Annotated in this window: 10 protein-coding genes and 1 pseudogene; 5 read left to right on the top strand and 6 right to left on the bottom strand. The window is 43.0% G+C overall.

The window, feature by feature from the left end; genetic code table 11:
- A partial coding sequence (locus V7K98_RS27405; RefSeq protein WP_335027736.1) for a HEAT repeat domain-containing protein occupies window positions 1–799 on the top strand: 799 nt, incomplete at its 5' end.
- Window positions 800–809: 10 nt separating this feature from the next.
- On the opposite strand, the pseudogene V7K98_RS27400 reads toward V7K98_RS27405, so the two are convergent.
- Window positions 810–1,080, bottom strand: a pseudogene (locus V7K98_RS27400) (HigA family addiction module antitoxin).
- Window positions 1,081–1,137: 57 nt separating this feature from the next.
- Between V7K98_RS27400 and V7K98_RS27395 the strand changes: the two are divergent.
- Both V7K98_RS27395 and miaB read left to right on the top strand, forming a co-directional pair.
- Window positions 1,138–1,296, top strand: coding sequence for a hypothetical protein (locus V7K98_RS27395; RefSeq protein WP_335027732.1), 159 nt, complete (start codon window positions 1,138–1,140; stop codon window positions 1,294–1,296).
- A gap of 111 nt (window positions 1,297–1,407) precedes the next feature.
- Window positions 1,408–2,772 (top strand): tRNA (N6-isopentenyl adenosine(37)-C2)-methylthiotransferase MiaB, encoded by a 1,365-nt coding sequence (miaB, locus tag V7K98_RS27390; protein WP_335027730.1) that lies wholly within the window; start codon window positions 1,408–1,410, stop codon window positions 2,770–2,772.
- A gap of 64 nt (window positions 2,773–2,836) precedes the next feature.
- Here miaB and V7K98_RS27385 read toward each other — a convergent pair whose 3' ends face one another.
- The 5 genes from V7K98_RS27385 to V7K98_RS27365 form a co-directional block, all read right to left on the bottom strand.
- Window positions 2,837–5,860 (bottom strand): lamin tail domain-containing protein, encoded by a 3,024-nt coding sequence (locus tag V7K98_RS27385; RefSeq protein WP_335027728.1) that lies wholly within the window; start codon window positions 5,858–5,860, stop codon window positions 2,837–2,839.
- A gap of 134 nt (window positions 5,861–5,994) precedes the next feature.
- A complete protein-coding gene (locus tag V7K98_RS27380) occupies window positions 5,995–9,969 on the bottom strand; it encodes a TonB-dependent receptor (RefSeq protein ID WP_335027726.1) in 3,975 nt (1,324 codons plus the stop codon).
- On the bottom strand, window positions 9,966–11,516 hold the full coding sequence (locus V7K98_RS27375) for an isopeptide-forming domain-containing fimbrial protein (protein ID WP_335027725.1): 1,551 nt from the start codon (window positions 11,514–11,516) through the stop codon (window positions 9,966–9,968). The genes V7K98_RS27380 and V7K98_RS27375 overlap by 4 nt, the downstream gene beginning before the upstream one ends.
- A gap of 150 nt (window positions 11,517–11,666) precedes the next feature.
- Window positions 11,667–12,233: a hypothetical protein gene (locus tag V7K98_RS27370; RefSeq protein ID WP_335027723.1), complete on the bottom strand. Its 567-nt coding sequence runs from the start codon at window positions 12,231–12,233 to the stop codon at window positions 11,667–11,669.
- A 504-nt stretch (window positions 12,234–12,737) separates the two neighbouring features.
- Window positions 12,738–15,269 carry a beta strand repeat-containing protein gene (locus V7K98_RS27365; RefSeq protein WP_335027721.1) on the bottom strand — a complete coding sequence of 844 codons (2,532 nt, stop codon included), beginning with the start codon at window positions 15,267–15,269 and terminating at the stop codon, window positions 12,738–12,740.
- Window positions 15,270–16,103: 834 nt separating this feature from the next.
- Here V7K98_RS27365 and thrC point away from each other — a divergent pair.
- Both thrC and V7K98_RS27355 read left to right on the top strand, forming a co-directional pair.
- On the top strand, window positions 16,104–17,408 hold the full coding sequence (gene thrC, locus V7K98_RS27360; RefSeq protein ID WP_335027719.1) for a threonine synthase: 1,305 nt from the start codon (window positions 16,104–16,106) through the stop codon (window positions 17,406–17,408).
- Window positions 17,409–17,488: 80 nt separating this feature from the next.
- On the top strand, window positions 17,489–17,764 hold the full coding sequence (locus tag V7K98_RS27355) for a ubiquitin-like small modifier protein 1 (protein ID WP_292778311.1): 276 nt from the start codon (window positions 17,489–17,491) through the stop codon (window positions 17,762–17,764).
- Window positions 17,765–18,014: the final 250 nt, after the last annotated feature.

Raw genomic sequence — 18,014 nt, 5'->3', positions numbered from 1 at the left:
TGCTGATAATGATGAGAATGTGCGAGGTGCAGCCATCCAAGCATTAGCCAGCAATTTCCCAGATGACCCGGACACCTCCTCGTTTCTCAAAGACCTCGCCACTGCTGATAATGATGAGAATGTGCGAGGTGCAGCCATCCAAGCATTAGCCAGCAATTTCCCAGATGACCCGGACACCTCCTCGTTTCTCAAAGACCGCGCCATTGCTGATGATGATGAAAATGTGCGAGGTGAAGCAATTGAAGCATTAGCTAGCAATTTCCCAGATGACCCGAACACCTGCTTGATTCTCAAAGACCGCGCCACTGGTGATAATGCATGGGATGTCCGATATGCAGCCATCGAAGCATTAGCCAGCAATTTTCCAGATGACGCGGATACCCGCTCAATTCTTAAAGACCTCGCCAATGGTGATAATGTATGGAATGTGCGAGGTGCAGCCATCAGAGCATTAGCCAGCAATTTTCTAGATGACGCGGATACCCGCTCGATTCTCAAAGACCGCGCCATTGCTGACAAGGAAGAATATCTACGATGTACAGCCATCCAAGCATTAGCTAAACACTTCAGAGATCAATCTGAGTTGTTTGAAATTTACTACAACTGCGCTGTCAATGACCCCTTTAAGCGTAAGCGAAACTATGAAACCAACCCTCGGCGCATTGCACTGGAGATAATTATCAAGCAATTTCCTCAGCATCCTCAGACTTTACCACTGTTGCGTGACAAAGCAGAGAATGACCCAGATGAGCAAGTGCGAGAGTTTGCTCAACAAAAGTTGGCAGAATTAGAGAAGTAGTTTGACAAACTCAGGTTACATCATTCAACGAAAGTGCCAATATTTGATTATAAACTTCTGCATTTTCTTCAAGAGCTTGACGTATATCGTATTGCGTTTGTAAATTTAACCAAAACTGAGCGCTGTTACCAAAATAGCGAGATAAACGCAAAGCTGTATCTGCTGTAATAGTACGTTTTCCAGATAAAAACTTCACTAATTCTTGTCTGAGTTACACCTATATCTTTGCTTAATCGATAAGGGGTGATATTTAGTGGCTCTAAAAATTCTAGTTGTAGGATTTATCCAGGGTAGATATTTGGCAGACGGTTGTTGTTCATGATTATTTCCAGACATCAGTGATAATCTACTATTTCAGTAGCAAAACTCTAAAAAAGCGATCGCTTGACATCTACCCAAATAATCCTATTTTAGCGATCGCACCAATGCTATCTTGCTCAAAGAACAGAGAACCATTACTACTTGCGATCGCAGCAGCGTGTCGTCAGCCAAGCTAGAGGGATATAGAACATTTTAATACCCACAAGAGGACTTTTAAAACATCCTCTTAGAGCGTTATAGAATAGAAATAAATCTTATATACATTAGCTAATTAAGCAAAATTGCCCATGACCACTTCTAAACGCCATTACCACATTACTACCTTCGGTTGTCAGATGAATAAAGCTGACTCAGAGCGCATGGCTGGCGTTTTGGAAGATATGGGCTTTGAATGGTCAGAAGACCCAAATAATGCAGATTTGATTCTCTACAATACCTGCACAATTCGAGATAATGCCGAGCAAAAGGTATATTCCTATCTTGGCAGACAGGCAAAGCGTAAGCATGAGCAACCTAATTTAACACTGATTGTTGCTGGTTGTGTTGCCCAGCAAGAAGGCGAAGCGCTATTGCGACGAGTCCCAGAATTAGATTTGGTAATGGGGCCACAACATGCGAACCGCCTTAAAGATTTGCTGGAGTCGGTGTTTGAAGGTAATCAAGTTGTCGCAACCGAGTCGGTTCACATTATTGAAGACATCACCCAGCCGCGACGCGATAGTAAAGTCACAGCTTGGGTAAATGTAATTTACGGCTGTAACGAACGCTGCACCTATTGCGTGGTTCCTAATGTACGCGGGATAGAACAATCTCGCACGCCGTCAGCAATCCGCGCTGAAATGGAAGAATTAGGACGGCAAGGTTACAAAGAAATTACTCTACTTGGTCAAAATATTGACGCTTACGGTAGAGATTTGCCAGGAACAACACCAGAGGGTCGAAATCTGCACAACTTCACAGATTTACTTTATTACGTCCATGATGTACCGGGGATTGAAAGATTGAGATTTGCTACTAGCCATCCTCGTTATTTTACAGAGAGATTAATTAAGGCTTGTGCTGAGTTACCCAAAGTCTGCAAACACTTCCACATTCCCTTTCAATCTGGCGATAATGAACTTCTAAAGGCGATGTCGCGCGGTTATACCCATGAAAAATATCGCCGGATTATCGATACCATTCGGCGGTATATGCCAGATGCTTCTATTAGTGCTGATGCAATTGTTGGTTTTCCTGGGGAGACAGAAGCACAGTTTGAGAATACCCTGAAACTGGTGGAAGATATTGGCTTTGATATGTTGAACACAGCAGCATATTCGCCGCGTCCAGGGACACCAGCCGCTTTGTGGGACAATCAACTGAGTGAAGAAATAAAAAGCGATCGCCTCCAACGGCTCAATCATCTGGGAAACTTGAAAGTAGCCGAGCGATCGCAACGTTACTTCGGACGTATCGAAGAAGTTTTAGTAGAAGACCAAAATCTTAAAGACCAAACCCAGGTGATGGGACGCACTGGTGGTAATCGTCTGACATTCTTCAGTGGCGACATCAAAGAGTTGAAAGGGCAGTTAGTGAAGGTAAAAATTACCGAAGTTCGTCCTTTTAGCTTGACGGGTGAACCAGTTGAAGTGAGACAAGCTATGCCAGTATAAAAAAGAGGGGTAAAGGTTAAGGGGGAAAGGGAACCTCATATTTAACCTTTTTTCTTTCTCAAAGCTACTTAACCTTAGCGCGGAAGCGGACAAAGCCGTAAAAATCTTTGACGAGATTGGGTAAATCTGGACTCCGCGTAATATTCACCACCACCGCCCCATTAGTATTAGTACCGCAGTATGATGGGGTTGACTCTTTAGCAGAATAAAAGCGTCCGCGATCGCTATCTTCTACATTGGTAAGGTAGAATGTAGGGCTGGTAGAACTAACTGCAAGACCTATGCCTTTATCTGCTCCTGGTAAGCCGCCATCACCAGGACTATTACCGTTAAATGCAGTGGGAAGAAAAGTAGTATTATTAGGAACTAAATCGCAGAATTTGACATTAGTAGCATCATTCGGGCCTTTGGAGAGGAAGTAGATAGTATATTCCAACTCATCACCCGGTTTGACAATGCCAGCATTAATCAATCCGCGCAGATAGCCAGCAGGCCATTTTGCATCGTTATCATCAGAAGCGAATGGTTCTGGTGTATAGTTAGCAGCAGTAATCGCCACATCGCTGCGACCATCTACAATATCGGTTAAATCTTGGTTATTGATGCGGGTGATGCGTTTTACTAACAAAAGCTTTGCATTCACAGCAGTAGCACCATTATTACTTTCCCCGACGCTGGTAACACGACCAGATGTAGTATCAGTATCTCTAGTTGGTAAGTAATTTGTACACCTTATACTAGCGTTGTTACTAGTAGTTGCTTCCCAGCAAGCACTGACATTTGTATCATTGCCATTGGGAGTTAAGCTGATAGACTGGCCAGAATTAGCCCCAGCTAGAGAAGACTGATATGTGTTATCCCAAAGATTGAGAATACTTGCAGGAGGTGTATTAACCTCAGTACCACTACCATAAGCGATATAGTCAATAATTTTATCATTATTATCGTACAACCAGATATCATCACCAGAGTTGTTGAGTTTGGGAGTCTGTCCCAACCAAGCTTGAAAAGCTGCTCCTGTTGCTTGATGATTGGCGTTGTTATCCCCAATCCAAATCACAGCATATTTCCCTGGTTGTAAAGTTGTGCCGTTAGGGAAAGTATAACTAAAACCATTAGTACCATCAGTATCATTAGCAGTCAAATGTCCATCTGCTAACTTAAAACCACTCAAATCTACAGACGATGAAGAAGGATTATAAAGTTCAATAAACTCATCATTAGTGTTAGTAGCCGTACCAGTTTCGCTATACAAAACTTCGTTGATTATGACTTTGCCAACATTAGGTGAAGCTGTATCAATGATATTAAATGGAGTTGGTTGAGTTTGACCAGGATAATAAGTCCATAAATCCAACCCTTTGGTATCTCCAAAAGAGCCGGTGCATGATGCCCCAGTATTACCAGCGTTACCAGATTGACCAAATTTCCGGTCATTGCTGGCGGTGTCAAAACCGTTAATCGGGTCGCTGAAGGCTGGGCTTGGTGGATTAATACCGCAGAGTACCTGACCAGAAGTACCGACTTGAAAACCACCGATAGTTTTATAAGCGCGATCGTCGTAGAATCCTCTGGTGTTGCCTATAGGATTAGTAGCATTCAGCATTGTAATGGTAGGGCCACCAGTAAAATTATTTTCTGCATCCAATAAGGGAAAGTGATATTCACCTCCATAAGTTGTGACACGAACTTTGTAATTACTGCCAACAGAGAAAAAATTGCCACTGTTATCTTTACCATCCCAACTAACTGCTTGCTGTCCCGTTGCAGTCATAGTCCCTCGCAAAAGACGGTTTTGCGAGTTGGTAGGATCAAAATTGCTACCATCTCGGCTGATAATGAGTTGGTAAATACCTGTAACGTTGCTGTCAAAGTTGAAAGTACCGCCAGTGCGGTAAGAACTGTTATTTCCTGTAACTGTCCCGTTGAATTGTAAATTACTCACAGCAGGAATAATTGGGGTAAGGGAAATGCCAGTTCCCTCTAAAGTGCCATCTCGTTTGTAACGTTCAATGTATGGAAGTACATTGGCATCGATGGAGTTAAAAAAGGTAGCGTATTGGGGACGAGCCAAGCTAACACCACCTTGGGGACTTGTCAGCTGACTATCCGTCCCCAGTATGTCGTGGTAGAGAGGAGTTTTACCATCACTGTCAAAAAAGCCAGTTTGATTACCATAGAGAACAAATCCATTGGGATCTGTGCCCCTGAGTTCTACTTTATATTGGAAGCCATCTGTAGTTACAGGATAGACTGGAAAGTTAAGATATCGGCCGTTACTACCAGTATAGAAGGCAATATAATAGGTGAATAACCGCCCATTCAAGTCGGTTGTTGAAGTTTGATCGCTGCTCCGTACCGTAACATCCCAAGCTGAAACATTAGTTCCTTGTGAACCATCAAAATTACTCCCGCTGCTTAAATTAATCTCACCAGTTGGAGCATTATTATTGAAAGTATTACCTCCATCAGGCCCGTAGAAAACAATGTTATAAACTCCAGTAGATGGAGCTTTGTAATAGCAGGGAATATATCCGTTGGGATTACCTCCACCAGAAATAGCACGAGGGCCACTTAACTCCTGTTGGCGACTTGAGATAAATCCTGGTGTCGCTTGCAAGGAACACTGAAAGTTTGGTGTACTGGGTATAAATTCACTGCCAATACTTCCAGTAACAGTACCGGGATTGTAAACATTAATATCGCCGTTGTTTACCTTAACTGCACTGGAACCCAAAAGAATATACTCATCTTTATTGGCATAGACCTTAAGCAACGTTCGTCGTAGCACAAGATTGCCATACAAATCATTACGCCATTCAATGTTAGCTCTGGAACTATTGGCAGGAGCGTTACTGGGATAGAGTGTACGACTACCTTCAGCTTGAGCAACTTGTGGAGAGAAACTCAGGGCGCAGAGTGATAGAGCAAGGCTACTTAGTAGTTTTTTATAACGGTTTTTATCGGTGTTATTGACCGATAAAAGATGTTTTAACAGTAAACTCATTGATGTTTCACTAGCTCCTGATTTTAATTCGATGAGTGCAATGCCTACGACAAACCACTCCCTGTCTAGCCAAAATTTCAAAAATATAAAAAAGAATAAAAACTCTAATGCACTTAGACAATGTGTGCTTTTAGCTTACCCAATTCATCCGAGAATCTACCATTTTGATTGACGTTCGCAGTGGCGATCGCTTTTAATATATTTAAATAAAAATTTCATAGCTTCATTCCTGAATAATTAGATGTGAAATTTCCCTGTCTTGCTTTCTTTAACAGGCTTGACAACGTAGATTCTTGTTGCGGGCGTGGCACTGGTTTTTGCTGTCCAAAGCCATCAAATAATTCGTTAAGTTTGACGCTGACACCCAAATATGCACCGCCTGCGGAACGTGTTCCTGAAAAATCCCGGTCATCAACTTTACCAAACACATATCCAGCAGAAACGCGCAGATTAGGGGTGAGGTAATAGCCTGTTTCTATAACAAAGCCCGTTTCGCTATAACTAGACTGACTAATTACACGAGCCTCACCCACCAAATCCCAGCTATATCCCAAACGATAGGTAGCGCGTAATTGGGCTAGATTTACCATACTCGTCCCAGCTAAATCACTGGCTATGTAAGAACTGCTGTTACGTAAAGCATACTTACCGTAGAATTCCCATTGCCAGTTAGGAGCGTAAATAGCCTCTAAAGCAAAGGTATGGTCTTCAGAACCCGTACCACTACCTAAGAGGATGGTGTCAGGGATAGTTGATGGATTTTTGCGATATTCATAACGCAATAAGGCATTAAATTTATCGCTACTGGGGTCGCGGTAGGCTAGTCCCAACTTTAAGGTAGTCGTATCCCCCAATCCTGAAAGCTTTTGATTGGAAGAACCAGCTTGTTGATAACGGACTAAGGCTGTCAGAGCCGGAGAAATTTTACCCGCAGCACCTGCGGTAATTACTGTATTACTACCACCAGAAGAAGAACGATGTTCGTAACGGGCGCTGGCTTGAAACTGCGGATTATCAGAGTATTCTAGCCCCACACTATAGCTATCACCACCATCAAATCCGATCGCAGATGCTGATTGACCAACAGCGAAGGGTTGGGCATATTGTTGGCCTGCTCCAGTCCGTCCGAAGAAGTTGCCAAATACATGTTCGTAAGCAACATTCAGCCGCAATCCAGAAGCAATAGTCCAACGATTATTTAGACCAATCGCCCCTTGGGTAGTCATTTCGTTAGCACCACCCAAAATTGAGTAACGACCGGTCAAGGTAGTATCTGAACCGAGTTTGTGTTCACCGTTGACACTCAAACTGGTGATGGAATTACCCGAATATTGACCACTAGTGTAAAACTGCTGGGCCAGACTGATATTGACACCAGGAATTGCTGCCCAATTTAGCCCTAAAATAGTCCGATCTGGGTAAACACTATCTTTTTGGGAAGATAAACTTAGTTCATTTTGGGCTTGGAAAGTCAGATTTTTAGCAATGGGAATGGAGAAACGCGATCGCAATTGATCGGAGTTACTACTCAAGGCACTGTCAGGGATGCGGTCTTCCCGATGACGATGAATCCAATCCACATCAATAATGGCGCTACCTAGTCGTTGTTGAATACCGGCGGAAATCGTCGTTAAGGAATTATCAACTTTACTACCAGGTATGGACTCAGAACGCGGTGCAAAGAGTTCTTCAAAGGTGTCTAGAGGTTGGGGAGCAATGCCAAAATTGTCTTCGTGGTCGTACTGCGCCCTGACATTAGTGGTTGAAGAGAGTTTAGCTGTAACCTGCGCCCCATATCGGGTTTGTCCTGGGACAAAGCTGATAGTGGCATTATTGGCAAAACCTGTATCGGCAAAGCGATAATAGGCACGACCTTGAATCCCGTTAGTAATTTGTCCTTCAGCTTCCAATCGGTATGCTTCACCGCTAACCTTTCCTACAACATCAGAATCATTAGTGGAATGAGCATATTCTGCAATTAACTTACCTCGATCGCCCAAAGAAATCAGCGCATCTGCACCATAGAGTTGAAAGTCACGCACTCCCTGATTTTCTTGGACATAAGTTGCTCCTATCCAACTTTCTTGGTTAAGTTTGCGGGAAAGATTATATTGCAAACGACCAGCATAGATATTGCTATCAGAGTTTCCACTGTCATATTGATAGCTAACAACAATCCGACGCACCAATACTTGTCCGTTTTGATCGACATCGGTGCGAAGTATGGGTTCGCGGAATAATAAGGTACCGCGATCGTAGTCGATTTCGTAGTCTTGTCCGAGGTTAAGCTGTTTCCGTTCTAATACAGTCCCAGGACGATTGAGTTCTTCTAACTCAATAAAGACATTTTCACTACCTGCTTGTAGTAGTCTGCGGGAGAGGAAGTAATAACCGCTAGTACCATCGGGAGCAATGGTATCTCGTTGAAATGCTTCTAAGTGGTTGCCATACAAACCTGTTATTTGTAGGTTTCCTAAGTTGTAATTAGCTTTAAAACCGTGGAGTTGACGGGTGATAGAAGTGAATTGCTGCGATCGCCGCGCAAATTCTTCTGTGTTGTAGTCACCCCACATGGCATAATCAGGATCGGCACCAGGGATACCAGTTGAACGCTCAATACGTAGATATACGCTGTCAATGGAAGGAGCGACTGCATCAACTTTCGAGCTATCGCCGTAGACAGGATAATTTTGCTCGCTGGATTGGGAAGTTCTAAACAGGCGATTATCGCAGTTGCAATCTTCATTGAGGTTGCGAGAACTGTTGTATGCGCCTGTAAATAACCATTCTCCGATCGCACCAGTGGCAAATATGGCTGAATGGAAATCTAATTGCGTTCTGTTATTTTTGTCAGGCGGGAGAAAATCGCGGAAACTACCGTAATAATCTGTACCTTTAGCACCCAAACGTAAATCTATTATGCCTGTTACCAAACTCGGACGCAGTGCAGTTTCAAATTGTAGTTGGGTAAAGGCTTCTAAGTTATTAGTTATGGCGCGAATTGTAACAGTTTCCGCTTTTAGCTGCGATCGCAAAATCGCTGTAAATTGTCCCGCTTTCGCCTCTACTTGAAATCCGGGTTCATCGGGTTTGAAGTCTTTCCCAACAAACTCCCCAGCAGTGGGTATCAAAGTGATAACAGCATCACGATTAGAGCGATTACCAGTTGCATCAATCAATTGACCCTTGATTGTCGCTGTAGAACGTCCATCTGCTGGGATACGAGACTCAACAGTTTCTAAGGTTAGTTTCTGTGGCGCTCCTCGGACTGCGACTTGCACCGTAATAGGAGGTTCTGTCCCTCCTACTACCTGTGCAGAAATGATATTATTACCTTCTTTTAACGAGACACCATACCATGTTTGCGTTACTAAGTTAGTACTGGCATCACTTTCTGTTCGTCCAATTAAAGAAGGGTCTACTAATACACCATTCGCCCGTAATTCTACTTGACTTCCAACAGGAAATTGCACAATCACTGTGGTAGCTGGAACATCCACAATGTTGTTAGCCGTTGGCATCAGGAATTTTATTCCTGTGGAGATGGGGGAAGTGGGAAGATTTTTCTGATTTTCCTCAGTTACTCCAGCTATTTTGCGTAAGCCTCTAGGTAATTGAGCAGAAAATTCTGGTTGAAATGGTTGTATTTGCGTTGGAGAAGCTTGAAGTTCTATCTTTGTGTCTTTGCTAATTCCTGCTATTTTGCGTAAGCCTCTAGGCAAATCAACAGAAGTTGCTGGTTGAAATGCTTTTATTTCCGTTTCAGTTGGCTGAATATCTGGAATTGAAGAAGTTGAGGTAAGTTCATCGGAACTTCCCAAAATATGGGGGGAATTTGAATCCATACTTTCTTCAAGCACTTTGTTCTGATCTGCTTGAAATTCAATATGATTTTTCACATCATCTGGAACAATAAAAGCGAAACCTAACCCCCCCTCCCCCTTCCCTACAAGGGAAGGGAGAGAATTCAAAGCCTCTCCTCTCTTTGGAGAGAGGTTTTCTATATTCCTGGAAAAGTTAGGATCTTTAGCACCCTTATCTGTTTGCGAAGCCGGATCGGGGAAAACAAGATTTTCATTTGTAGGTTCTGCCTTAACTATCGCAGGATACAAAACAAAGCTGAGAGCTAGCGGCATCACCCCCATCATCTTCAGGTTAAAAATAGTTGCATAGTGCAGTCTGGGTTTCATTTTTTGACTGGCTCCTGGAAGGCGGGGGTGACAGCGAAGTTCATGCGTACCAAGCCACCAGGCTCTAGACGCACGAGGCGAGATTGGCTATTCCGTTCGCGGAATTTTTTGTTGGGAGCTATGGTGTAACCCGGTACACTGCTAAGGTCTAGTACACCTGTATGACTTCCTGGTAAGACATTAGCTAAAGAGAATAAACCATTCGGATCTGTGGTGATGCGGTTTCCGTCTTCCAGAAAAATCACTGCATTGGGGACTCCAGGCTCACCACGTTGTTGTTCGCCGTCAAAGTTTTTATCAATAAATACGCGACCGATAATAGTGCCACAATCAGAAACGATTCCTGAACGAATTTTTAACTGGTGCGTTGCTGGGCCATCCTTGGTGCTAAAGCGATTATCAGCTCGTTGGGCATTAACGATCGCACTATTACGACCGTTACCGCGCAGAGCATCAGCTGTTAGTTGAGCGGCGTAAGCAATATTCAGGGTTTTTTCTGTAGGAAGTGTTACATCTGTACGGAATGTCACCGTGTTCCCATTCCGTTGTGAGGTGATAGTAATTGCTTTACCATCTAACTCACCCCGTACAGATTTAGGCAAAAATTGGAATCCTAAAGGTAAGTTGTCGGTAACAAATATATTATTTAAACCAGCATCAGCAAGATTTTTGACCGAGATCCGGTAGATTACTGTATCTCCAGGTTCAGCTGTAGCGCGATCGCTTGTTTTAACAATCTGTAACTGATTGGCTTGGCATAAATTTGTACTGAATTCAAAGGCTAATAAGTCTAGTCCTACTACTTCTGCATTCGGAACTAAAACAACTGTTTGCTCTACCCTCATCTCACCTGTGAGACTGATTGGTTGACCATCTAAAGAACTAGCAACATATCGCACAACATTATTACCTTGTGTGCCAGTGCTACCAACGATTTCAATCTTGATCCGCCGTTGTTTGTAGATAGAATTTGGTGGTGCATTAATTACAAAAATATAAGTTCTACCTGGATCGGTTTGACCCTTATTCGGATCGAGTAGGAAATTGTAGACACCCGCAGGGTTATTCGTAACGAAGTAGGGGTTACTATTCTCGGTATTAGGCGATTTACCGCCAGGAACGTTGTTATTAGGAATATCGGGTAATTCTGTTCGAGTCAAAGAAACCAAGCTACCTAATTCTGTTCCCGTTGGATCGCTGGGGTTAGGTTCATATACGCCAACAGAAAAACCTGTATAGTCAGGTAAAATAGTACCGGCACAACCTAATATCCGCCCTAATGGATCAACTAATGGGTTAGGACTAACATTAAGTGGACTAGAAGTTCCGTCATATTTCTGATTCGTAGCAGAGTCTGTATAAGTATAAGTAGCTTGATTTATTAATGCTGGAGACGCACCCAGATTGTTAGTCTGTTGTGCGATCGCTGGTATAGGTATAGTAGTTTGCAAAAAACTTCCCAAAAGAACAGTAGCTGTTAACTTTTGATACCAGCTACTGCTAGAAGTCGTTTGTTTTTGCTTTTGAGGACGGCTCACTGAACACATCTCCTCTGGAATGCCACTTTTTTCGTTAATAAAAGCACTTGTTTATCTATCGAAGATCCCTCCGACTCTCCTTATAAAGCACGGCTGTTTTCTTCCCTTTAGCCCCTTTCTAAGGAGGCGAGGGGATCTTATCCGTATAGGCATAGCGAATCAGCGCACTTGGATTTGATAAATCGCCTTAACCGTTTTCTTTGCCGCAACTGATGGCACTTGCAAACGGATGTGGGTGTAAACATTTGCTGGTGCTGGTTTTGTTTCTACTTTCCCGTCAGGAAGAGTAACTTTAACAGTGGGATTTTCAACAAAGCTACGGCCGCCATCAATGCTGTAAGTCACCTTAGTATCATTAGTGGCAATTATGGATTTCAGCACGTACACCATTCCTTTGGGAATAGCTTGATTGAGAACCAAATTCTTCACTAGGCGATCGCTCTTATTTTCGCCACTTAATGTATATCGCAACACATCACCAGGTTGCACCACACCTTGACCTTTTAAAGGTTGCCATGTCTTGCTTTGCTTACCCTGCTGATCCTTTGTCACTACTTGTTTCTCAGCATCTAAGCGCAACTGTATTTGCCCTTGAGTTTTGACATTTTGGGCAACAGCACTTGTAGAATGCCATAATAAGCCACCAACTCCCGGCATTTGGCCAACAAATGATAATGTCGCAATTAATGCCAATGCACCCATACCCGCAATAGAAACACGCTTCATATCAATAACCTCAAAAAACTTCCTAATTTTTGATCTATCTTTCCCAAAGTCAAAGGCTAAGGTATACATACAAATTTGAAATTCTTGAACAGACTCAGGTTTAACCTTTACCAAATCAGGCTTTTATCCTGACAAAAGATACTTAATAATCAGAATCTTTTGGACAAATCAAGAGTTCTAGTAGGGGCGAACAGTTGTTCATCGGTGTCAACTTAAGCTCAAAACTTTGTCCCAGAGCCGTTTCACCCCCCTTAATCCCCCCGATGTATTGGGGGGAAATGATATTTCCAATTCCCTCCCCTTTATAAGGGGAGGGTTAGGGTGGGGTAACGCGGATCGTAATGGGAAGTGAGTGGTGAGTGAACTCAATATCCAGTTTTTACAAGAGTTTCACGTTAAGTTGACACCAATGACAGTTGTTCGCCCTATGCGATGGAGATGTGTATCAACAGTAGCCAGTCAATGCAGAATCACTTCTGAAAGTTTCAACTGATAACTGAAGTGTTAATTCACCTTGCGCTGGAAAGTAAATGTTCTTTGCACAGTTGGGCCAACCTGTCCAGTTACAGTATTCACATACTTGGTTACATCGGTGTTTACCGTAGTTCCAGTTTGGTCATTACCAGAGTTAGTCGCTGGCTTACCATTGAAAAATTGAATAGTCGATGTCCCAGAATCCTTAGCTGAACTCACAACGTTGCTAGTATCAATTTGAGTGTTGTTATCGTTGTCTAGCGCCCAGTTGTTGCCGCCTACTCCCCCGACTGTACCATCTTCAGTAATCACAATCTTGTCAGCATTGAGAATTACATTTCCGGTTCCCACTTGAGAAGTAGAAATATTTTTGTAAGTAATCCGATACTCAATGATGTTTCCTGGAGCGGGTTTTTTGGGTGTAACACTAAATGTACCATCAGCATTATTTGCTAGTGCTGGCCCAGTTCCTTGTAAGACTCGTGACTCTTTCAGTAATTGCAAGAAGCCAGTGTATACACGGTCAATGCTGATGTTCTGAGTTTGTCCAGTAGGTGAACCATTATTGTTTGTGTCAATAAAAGCCGTAACCGGTGTGGGGAAGCCGCGTTGGATAGTCGTGATAGCTGCACCTTGAGCACTGGTATCAGTTGAAAGTGGCGTACCAGCAGGCAGGTCAACGCTTACACCATAGTTAGCTTTACCACCATTTGCTGCAACTGCATCAATTCGCACTGGATTAGTGGCGCTGATTGGGTTGCCCCCGACAGTACCCGTACCACTTGTGAATCCAAAGCTTGTGCCATTGTACGTGTAAGCAGCTGATAAACCTTGATAGGATACCGTCACCACTGTACCTATAGGCAAATCACCTGGTGTTGCTGGTGGTGTAGGTACAAGAGAAATATTGGCAATAGATGTACCAGTATTCTGAACCGTGTTAGTAAAGGATACCGCAGCCGGATCAACTGTTGAGCCAGGAGTAATATTGGGTGGAATTAGTGCTGATCTATTGGTGAAATCATCATTGTTGTTGGTGGGGCCAACGGCATCAGGTACTCCATTTGGCCCATTTAATAGTGAGGAGGCATTGGGTACTGAGAGGGTAGCTACGTTGTAATCCCCAGACGTACTATTAGTACCAGTGTTATTATTCTGTGCGTCAATAAAAGTAGGTGTTGTGCCATTAGGAGCAAAACCTGTGTCTCCTACTTGTGTCGTGGGAAAGGTCTTATTAGTGGTGTCAAAATTACCTGGGTTTTGGTCTCCTGAATCGTCATAAATTTTGGTGGTTGGATCTCCAGCCGTTGCACCAGTCACCTGAGCGATGTTGTAAATGCTTACGGGGCCGCTTCCAGTTGCACCAGTTGACTTAACTTGGATGCTAAAACCGCTAACTGTTGTACCAGTAGCAACTGAAGTGACAACGGTAGGATCGTTAATGAAACCGATCCGTTTAACTGTAGTTAAGTCTGCTGGGGCGGTAGTTGTCCACGAAGCTGCTTCAGCAGTTGTAGTGCCAGAAGTAATAGGGGTAATGCTGTAAACTACTTTCCACCCAGAGGGAGCAGTTGGAGTGCCATTAAGCGCAGTATTGGCTGGAATCGCATCAGAGACTAAGATGCGGGTGACTGATAAAGTATCAACAGTGATACTTGTACCAGCCAAAGCTGCGGGGGTAACACCACTATTAGTTACATCGTTAGATTCAACCCGTAAGCTCAAACCATAAGTTAGCAAGTCATCACTGAGGGAACCAGAAGTGCCAGCATTATCATAGGCTGTCTTCGTTTTGAGGATAGTTGCTAAAGCCCTAGTTTTAGCAGTATTTCCGACTTTAATCTGCTGGGTAGCACTGGCTTCTCTCACACCATTGACTGGCGCTCCGGCTGCGTTGCCATTATCTACGGTGTAAACGTCGCCACCATCAGCAATTCGGGATTGGTTTTGAGCGTCACCAGGAGTTTGTCCTAATTGGACAGTGATAGTATCACCTGTTTGAGCGCCAGCTTGGACGGTAACTGGTACACGCACTAAGACAGTACCATTAACTGCCACAGCAGCTGTAGTTAGTCCACCAGCAGGGATATTTGTCCAGGTTGTACCGCCATCAGTACTATATTGCAAGTTACCACTAGCTGGCACAGCACCAGTTTTATCTGTGGGTAGTACCCCGGAAACTGTGGCTGGCCCTGTTGTTGTAGCTAAGTTAGGAATCTGGAATTTGGTGGTGTCGTTACCGACGTTGGTTACGGTGTAAGTGTAAACCAGTGTATTACCAGCGTTAGCAGTACCTGTAATCCCAGAACCTGTAACAGTAATACCAGCCACCTCTGCTATGGTTACGGTGACGGTGTTAGATGTGGAATTGATGGGACTCCCTGGCGCATTGGGATCTTCGTAGGTCGCTGTGGCTGTGTTACTTATAGATGTACCTGCTGTAGTACCTTCAGCTAATACAGGTGCAATAAATTGGAAAAAGCTGCCAGTTAATAAAGCTGTTGCTACTAGAGATTGGTAAGGCTGGATCTGCTTGTTGATGGATTTGTTTCGGTTTACCATGAAAGTAGTTTGTTTATTTGCTGAACTTGGATCTTGGTTTTTGAGACAGGATTAAGTTCGGCAATTCCTTAAAGAATTACCGACTAGACTTGCCCAAAATCTTAAGGCTTTGGGCGGTGTATATCTAAGGAGTTAACTTATTAACTACTCCTGAAAACTAGATTGAGGCAATAAACAGAAAAGTTATTGCCTACTTGTTTTACGCTTACCGTTAATGATCAAAGCTAGCGATCGCAAATATGGGTAACTTACTACTGTGTCTTGCTGAATCTTCTATGTAAATAGCAATGTAGCTTTTATAGCAAAAAAAAACTTCCGTATAAATAAGTAACTTCTCTAGCGATGAATGAGTGCATCAAAGCTGAAAAATTAACTTTATTTTGGCAACATATATAGCCATTTTAGTGTTTAAAACGGAATTAAAACACGCTAAAACCTATATGGAAAAGGTATTTTAAATATTTTCTGCTATGTCTGCGTAGTACCGTGTGCAGTGATTAGTATAAATAAATAGAAAATCACTTTAGTGATCTAGATCACTAAATACAATGATGCTGATCTAATAAAATGCAAAAAAATCATAGAAATAATGCTATTTAATCATATTCATGAACAGTGTTTAGACTGAGTAAGTGAAACTATTATCTGATTTTAGAACCAGTAAATGTAAGTGTAAATACTAAACATGACAATTACGTATATAAAAATTTTACAGAAATCATTTTTCTCATTACTAAGAATACCCGACTTTTTTAGTCGGGTATAGTTGACTGGTATTTTTGCTCGTGTTAGTATTCATTCGACAGCCGACAGACAAACAGGGAAAGCTAGTTTATGACTCAGGCAATCAAAACCCAAACCCAAACCAGCACTGCCTACTTTCAAGCCTTAAAGTGTAAAGAATGTGGTGCGGAATATGAACTCAAAGCCAGTAATGTTTGTGAGTTATGTTTTGGGCCGTTAGAAGTCAAATATGACTACAATGCCCTCCGTCTGACTGTCACTCGTGAAACGATTAAAGCTGGGCCCAATTCAATTTGGCGCTATCGTCCCTTTTTGCCTGTCGCAACTGACAATGTTATAGATGTGGGAACGGGGATGACTCCCTTGGTTCGTTCTCACCGTCTTGCCCGCCGCCTGGGTCTAAATAAGCTTTATATAAAAAATGATGCAGTTAATATGCCCACCCTTAGCTTTAAGGATCGGGTAGTTTCAGTTGCTCTATCAAGGGCGCGAGAGTTGGGTTTCACTACTGTTTCTTGCGCTAGTACGGGGAACTTGGCAAATTCTACAGCTGCGATCGCAGCCCATGCCGGTTTAGATTGTTGTGTGTTCATCCCCGCAGATTTAGAAGCCGGTAAAATTATCGGTAGCCTGATTTACAGTCCCACGCTGATGGCTGTCAAAGGTAACTACGATCAAGTGAACCGTCTCTGCTCGGAAGTTGCTAATACACACGGCTGGGGTTTTGTCAATATTAATCTGCGTCCTTATTACTCTGAAGGTTCCAAGACGCTAGGTTTTGAAGTGGCGGAACAACTAGGCTGGGAACTCCCCGATCATGTGGTTGCTCCCTTAGCATCTGGTTCGCTATTTACAAAAATTTATAAGGGTTTCCAAGAATTTATCGAAGTTGGTTTAGTAGAAAACAAGAGCGTCCGTTTCAGTGGCGCTCAAGCTGAGGGTTGTTCGCCCATCGCCCAAGCCTTCAAAGAAGGACGCGACTTTATTAAACCAGTTAAACCAAATACAATTGCTAAATCACTAGCGATCGGCAATCCAGCAGATGGCATTTATGCTGTGGAGTTAGCGCAGAAAACTGGTGGTAACATTGAATCAGTCAATGATGCAGAAATTATTGATGGCATCAAGTTGCTGGCAGAAACCGAAGGCATCTTCACAGAAACGGCTGGTGGTACAACCGTGGCCGTGCTGAAAAAACTGGTAGAAGCTGGCAAAATTGATCCAGATGAAACTACCGTGATTTACATCACCGGCAATGGTTTGAAAACCCAAGAAGCAATCCAAGGCTATGTTGGTGAACCCTTGACTATTGATGCTAAGCTAGATAGTTTTGAACGCGCCCTAGAGCGATCGCGTACTCTCGATCGCTTGGAATGGCAACAAGTCCTCGTTTAGTTAGAAATTAGGAGTTATGAGTTTTTTATTCATAACTCCTAACTCTTAACTCTATTCCTCACTCTTCACTTTGTACTTTTATGGCTGTAACAGTTTTAGTTCCTACGACTCTTCAGAATTTGACCAATAATCAAGCTAGTCTAGAATCCAACGGTAGCACCATTGCTGAATTGTTGGACTCGCTAGAACAAAGCTTTCCTGGTATCAAATCCCGATTGTGCGATGAAGAAGGCAAGCTACGTCGGTTTGTAAATTTTTATGTCGATAGTGAAGATATTCGTTATTTAGATGGTATCAATACAACCCTGAAAGATGGCGATGAAGTAAGTATTGTCCCTGCTGTTGCTGGTGGTTAATAAAGAGAACAGTAAATAAAGTAGAAGACTGACTACACAAACCCGTGATAGATTACCTCGTTCCCAGTCTCAGGCTGGGAATGCCTATGTGAAGTACCCCTTTTTGCTTCGCTGAAAAAGGGGCTTACAATTTCAACTACAGCAATGACGGTCTTATTCGTCTCTTGGGTTTCCCGTATCTTCCGCCGATGCCACGTTAGGGACTCTCATCTCCAAGAGTTCGGGACTAAACCCGATAATGGTCTTACTC

It is taken from the genome of Nostoc sp., from assembly GCF_036917435.1.
Classification (GTDB): domain Bacteria; phylum Cyanobacteriota; class Cyanobacteriia; order Cyanobacteriales; family Nostocaceae; genus Nostoc.
Note: the sequence above shows the minus strand (reverse complement) of the source record. Positions and strands in the feature narration are given on the sequence as shown.

Coding starts and splice junctions, on each gene's coding strand:
- miaB (WP_335027730.1), top strand. CDS start 1,408: ATGACCACTTCTAAACGCCATTACCACATTACTACCTTCGGTTGTCAG.
- V7K98_RS27380 (WP_335027726.1), bottom strand. CDS start 9,969: ATGAAACCCAGACTGCACTATGCAACTATTTTTAACCTGAAGATGATG.
- V7K98_RS27375 (WP_335027725.1), bottom strand. CDS start 11,516: ATGTGTTCAGTGAGCCGTCCTCAAAAGCAAAAACAAACGACTTCTAGC.
- V7K98_RS27370 (WP_335027723.1), bottom strand. CDS start 12,233: ATGAAGCGTGTTTCTATTGCGGGTATGGGTGCATTGGCATTAATTGCG.
- V7K98_RS27365 (WP_335027721.1), bottom strand. CDS start 15,269: ATGGTAAACCGAAACAAATCCATCAACAAGCAGATCCAGCCTTACCAA.
- thrC (WP_335027719.1), top strand. CDS start 16,104: ATGACTCAGGCAATCAAAACCCAAACCCAAACCAGCACTGCCTACTTT.
- V7K98_RS27355 (WP_292778311.1), top strand. CDS start 17,489: ATGGCTGTAACAGTTTTAGTTCCTACGACTCTTCAGAATTTGACCAAT.